This window comes from Tepidimonas aquatica, assembly GCF_007556585.1.
In the GTDB taxonomy this organism is placed as follows: Bacteria; Pseudomonadota; Gammaproteobacteria; order Burkholderiales; family Burkholderiaceae_C; genus Tepidimonas; species Tepidimonas aquatica.
This window is the reverse complement of sequence record NZ_VJNA01000055.1, coordinates 1-5,016: the sequence shown is the minus strand read 5'-3', so window position 1 is coordinate 5,016 and position 5,016 is coordinate 1. Positions and strand designations below refer to the sequence as shown.

The window sequence follows — 5,016 nt, the reverse complement described above, 5'->3', positions numbered from 1 at the left end:
CCCACAGCGAGGGGTACTCGCTCCGGTGCTCTTGCACCATGCGCACGGCGCGCTCGCGGACCTCGGGTGAGAATTTCGATGTCTTGTTCATGGCTCCATCTTCTCAAGAGTTGGAGCCTCCTCAAAACCCGGGGCGGTTCAACGTGGTGGACTGCATGGTGGCGCTGCCCGGGCAGCTCTTTTACTCCACCCAGATTCCGGCCTGCCTGTGGTTCCTGGCCCGCAACAAGAACCCGGGCAAGGGCCTGCGCGACCGCCGCGGGCAGGTGCTCTTCATCGACGCGCGCCAGATGGGCGTGCTGGTGGACCGCACCCGCCGCGAACTCACGGACGCCGAAATCCAGAAGATCGCCGACACCTACCACGCCTGGCGCGGCGAGAAAGACGCCGGGGAATACGCCGACGTGCCGGGCTTTTGCAAATCCGCCACGCTGGAGGAAATCCGCAGGCACGGCCACGTGCTCACCCCTGGCCGTTACGTCGGCGCCGCCGCGCAGCAAGACGATGGCGAATCCTTCGCCGACAAGATGGCGCGCCTGACGGCGCAGTGGCGGCAGCAGCGCGAGGAAGCGGCGCGGCTGGATGCAGCGATCGAGGCCAACTTACGGGCGTTGGGGTTCTAGCTATTCACACAAACATGGATATGTGAAAATAAAGCCGAGCGTTATTTTCACTGACGACAACAACGGAGCCCCACGTGCAACGCGGCACCCTCGGCCAGTGGGATACCAGCATCGCCGGTGGCGAGGCGGTGCGGGCTTTTGTCCCCGCGCCTTTGCCGCCCAAGCCGCCGCTGGCGCTGGATGCCCCCCGGCTGCAACGGCTGGAGCGGGCCTTGCTGGCGCTGGGGCGGCTGGACGCCATCGCCGCCCTGCTGCCCGAGCCCGACATCTTCCTCTATGCCTACGTGCGGCAGGAGGCGGTGCTGTCCAGCCAGATCGAGGGCACCCAGTCGTCGCTGTCTGACCTGCTGCTGTTCGAGCTCGACGCCGCCCCGGGCGTGCCGTTGGACGACGTGGTGGAAGTCTCCAACTACGTCGCCGCGCTCGAACACGGCGTGGCCCGGCTGCGCGAGGGCTTTCCGCTGTGCAACCGCCTCATCCGCGAGCTGCACGAAAAGCTGATGGCCCGCGGCCGCGGCGCCACCAAGGCGCCGGGCCAGTTTCGCACCACGCAAAACTGGATTGGTGGCAGCCGGCCCGGCAACGCCGTCTTCGTACCCCCGCCTCCGCAGGCTGTTGAGCCCTGCATGGCTGAGCTCGAGCGTTTCCTCAACGATCCGGCCGGCCCCGGCGCGCTCGTCAAGGCGGCGCTGGCGCACGTGCAGTTCGAAACCATCCACCCGTTTCTGGACGGCAACGGCCGCGTCGGGCGGCTGCTGATCGCCTTCATCCTGCATCACGAAGGCGTGCTTCGCCAGCCGCTGCTGTACCTGTCGCTGTTTTTCAAACGGCACCGCGCCGAGTACTACCGGCAGCTCGATGCCGTGCGACTGAGCGGCGACTGGGAAGCCTGGCTCGACTTCTTTCTGGAAGGCGTGGCCGTGACCGCGCAGGACGCCGTGGACACCGCCCACCGGCTGCTGGCCCTGTTTGCCGCCGACCGCGCCCGCATCCTGCCCCGGGGCCGGGCGGCGCCCAACGCGCTGCGCGTCTTCGACGTGCTGCGCCACCGGCCCGTGGCCAACATCAAGCTGCTGGCCGACAGGGCCAGCGTGAGCTTTGCCACCGCCGCACGCGCGGTGGAGGCGCTGGAACAGCTCAGCATCGTGCGCGAGATCACCGGCCGCGCCCGCGAGCGCGTGTTCGTCTATGGTGGCTACCTCGACCTGCTGGCACGGGTGGGAGGTGAGGCGTGAAGAAGTCGGTGCTGGTGGGACGGCAGGGGGCGGGGATGGAGGTTGAGATGAAGGGGATTGGGTATGGCGGGTGAGTGGGCTCTGACAACAGTTGGCGAAGTCGCACATCGGATAACAAAGGGGACCACGCCGACAACGGTCGGAGGTCGTTTCGTAGAATCCGGCATTTCCTTTGTGAAAGTCGAGTCCATCACAGACGATGGAAGATTTCATCCAGCGAAGTTCGCCTTTATCGACGAAGAGACGAATCGGCTTTTGGAGCGGTCGGCACTTCAGGAAGACGATGTCCTCTTCACGATTGCGGGCACGATTGGACGAGTTGCCAAGGTTGATGCAAGCGTCCTGCCGGCAAACACCAATCAGGCTGTCGCAATTATTCGTCCCAATCGCGCAGTCGTGGATCCGCGCTTTCTGTACTTCGCACTGCGTGATATCCAACGAATCCAACACGCTCACACACGCGTGGTTCAGTCCGTTCAGGCCAACTTCAGCTTGTCCGAGTTGTCGTCCATTGAAATCCCGCTGCCCAGCAAGACCGAACAACGCGCCATCGCCCACATCCTCGGCACGCTGGACGACAAAATCGACAACCTGCGCCGCCAGAACGAAACGCTGGAGGCCATGGCCCGCGCCTTGTTCAAGGCGTGGTTTGTGGATTTCGAACCCGTGCGCGCCAAGATGGAGGTCCGCTGGCGGCGCGGCGAATCCCTGCCGGGTCTGCCCGCCCACCTCTATGACCTCTTCCCCGACCGCCTCGTCGATTCGGAACTGGGCGAGATTCCGCTGGGGTGGGACGTCAAGGCCATCGGCGATTTGGCGGACGTCGTCGGCGGGAGCACACCAAGAACCGAGCGATCTGAGTATTGGGAAGGGGGTACGCATCATTGGGTCACCCCGAAAGACTTGTCTGGGTTGTCCATGCCCGTGCTGCTCGATACCGAGCGGAAGATCACTGACGCCGGCTTGGCACAGATCAGCTCCGGATTGCTGCCAAAGGGCACTGTTCTACTTTCGTCGCGCGCTCCCATCGGCTACCTCGCAATCGCCGAAGTACCGGTAGCGGTCAATCAGGGTTTCATCGCGATGAAGCCACGTCCCGGTACTTCGAATCTCTTCCTGCTACGCTGGGCCAGCGCGGCCAATGATGAGATCGTGAGCCACGCCAACGGCTCGACGTTCCTGGAAATCAGCAAGGCCAGCTTCAGACCCATTCCTGTCGTGGTGCCAAACAGCCCCGTCATGGAAGCATTCGACCACGTCTCGCGGCCGTGGTATCTCAAAGTAGTCGCGCATGAGCGCGAATCCCGCACCCTCGCTACCCTCCGCAACACCCTGCTGCCCAAACTCATCGCCGGCGAACTGCGCATCGCCGATGCCAAGAGGATTCTTGAAGGGGTCAAATGAGCAATAAAGTAGAGAAATCCGCGGATGCAGCAGCATGCCGCCAGTCGATTATTACATTATCCGCAGCGGAGGCCCGGGGGTTTTTTCTCAAGCCAGAAAGCTATTGCAGCCTTGATCTGCCACCTTATATTCGCTTCGATGCCCTGATCGAGGCAACATGCAAGGCTCTCAATGGCAAGGCGCTTTCAGAGTTGTCCTCCAGTCCACGAGACTATGATGATGTGAATTACACCATTCTCAATAACAAGGATGGCAAATATGCGTGGCGGCCGCTTCAGCTGATTCACCCGGCGTTGTATGTTTCGCTCGTACATCAAATGACAACGGATGATGGCTGGCAATCGCTGCAGAAGCGCTTTGCCGAATTTTCCTCGAACAAGAGGCTTCAGTGTCTGAGTCTACCGGTTGTATCGCGGTCTGAGGAAAAAGACAAAGCGGAGCAGGTAACTCACTGGTGGCATTCCGTGGAGCAACGCTCGATTGAGTTGTCGCTGGAGTATGAATATTTAATTCAAACCGACATTACTGATTGCTACGGCGCCATCTATACACATTCGATTGCCTGGGCTCTGCATACCAAGCCGAATGCAAAAAATGAGCGAACCAACAAGAAGTTACTCGGAAACATTATCGACACCTATATTCAAGATATGCAACACGGGCAGACAAATGGTATTCCGCAGGGTTCTGTGCTGATGGATTTCATCGCCGAACTGGTGCTAGGCCTTGCCGACCTTGAGCTGACCGAGAAGATAGATAATGCGCAGATCAAGGATTATTGCATCCTGCGCTACCGCGATGATTACCGGGTTTTCGTCAATAATCCGCAAGATGGTGAGCAGATCATCAAATTTCTCACTGAGGTTATGATTGGACTTGGCTTGAAACTGAATCCCGGTAAAACCAAAGCAAGCAGCGACGTGGTGTGCTCATCGATCAAGAGCGATAAGCTCGACTGGATGTCCCGCAAGAATAGAGAGAAAAGTCTGCAAAAGCACTTGCTCATCATCCACGACCACGCCACACAGTTCCCCAATGCGGGCAGCCTTGTGGTGGCGCTGAACGATTTCCACAAACGCATCTCACGCTTGAAGCGCATACTTGAAGAGCCAATGCCCATGATCGCCATCGTAGTGGACATTGCCTATCGTAACCCACGCACCTACGCCATCTGCGCGGCTGTTCTCAGCAAGCTGATGAGTTTCTTGAAAACGGATAACGAGAAAACGGTCGTTGCGGAAAAAATCAAGGCCCGGTTTACAAAGATCCCCAACACCGGGTATATGCAGATATGGATACAGCGTGTCACCCTGCCCATTGGTAAAAAAATTTCATTTGAGGAACCGATCTGCAAGCTTGTATCGGGAGACACTGTGTCGCTGTGGAACACGCAGTGGATAACCAGCAAAACACTGAAAAAGGCGATTGCAACATCAGTGATTGACCGGGCCGCGCTTGATAAATTGGAGCCCGTGATTCCGGCCAACGAAGTGGGACTGTTCATCACCAAAAACGCGGAGGGCTACTACGCATGACCTGCATTTCCGCCACACTCGAGCTGCCAACCTGGAAGCGCTATCCGAACCGCGAAGTAGTCGCCCCTGAAAAATTCATTTTCACGCCGCCCTTAGCCGCAGCTGGGCAGGGTTGGCGCCACTGGTCTCGGTTGGCCGCCGCTGGGCGAGCCACCGGCCGATGAGGCGCACGGCCGCAATGAGGCGCAAAAAAGCTCGCCTCAAGAAGGGCACGCCCTT

General features: G+C 59.6%; 3 protein-coding genes and 1 pseudogene. All 4 read left to right on the top strand.

What is annotated here, in order from left to right; genetic code table 11:
• Positions 1–140: 140 nt before the first annotated feature.
• Positions 141–623: pseudogene (locus Taqua_RS12660) on the top strand (N-6 DNA methylase); the annotation flags it as partial.
• A gap of 74 nt (positions 624–697) precedes the next feature.
• Entirely contained in the window at positions 698–1,858 is a 1,161-nt protein-coding gene (locus tag Taqua_RS12655; protein WP_144326946.1) for a Fic family protein, read from the top strand.
• A 63-nt stretch (positions 1,859–1,921) separates the two neighbouring features.
• Positions 1,922–3,262 carry a restriction endonuclease subunit S gene (locus tag Taqua_RS12650; RefSeq protein WP_144326945.1) on the top strand — a complete coding sequence of 447 codons (1,341 nt, stop codon included), beginning with the start codon at positions 1,922–1,924 and terminating at the stop codon, positions 3,260–3,262.
• A complete protein-coding gene (locus tag Taqua_RS12645; protein ID WP_144326944.1) occupies positions 3,259–4,797 on the top strand; it encodes an RNA-directed DNA polymerase in 1,539 nt (512 codons plus the stop codon). Before Taqua_RS12650 ends, Taqua_RS12645 begins: the two co-directional genes overlap by 4 nt.
• Positions 4,798–5,016 lie beyond the last annotated feature (219 nt).

Excerpts from the sequence above, each read along its gene's own strand:
- Taqua_RS12650 (WP_144326945.1), top strand. The coding sequence starts at position 1,922 with ATGGCGGGTGAGTGGGCTCTGACAACAGTTGGCGAAGTCGCACATCGG.
- Taqua_RS12645 (WP_144326944.1), top strand. The coding sequence starts at position 3,259 with ATGAGCAATAAAGTAGAGAAATCCGCGGATGCAGCAGCATGCCGCCAG.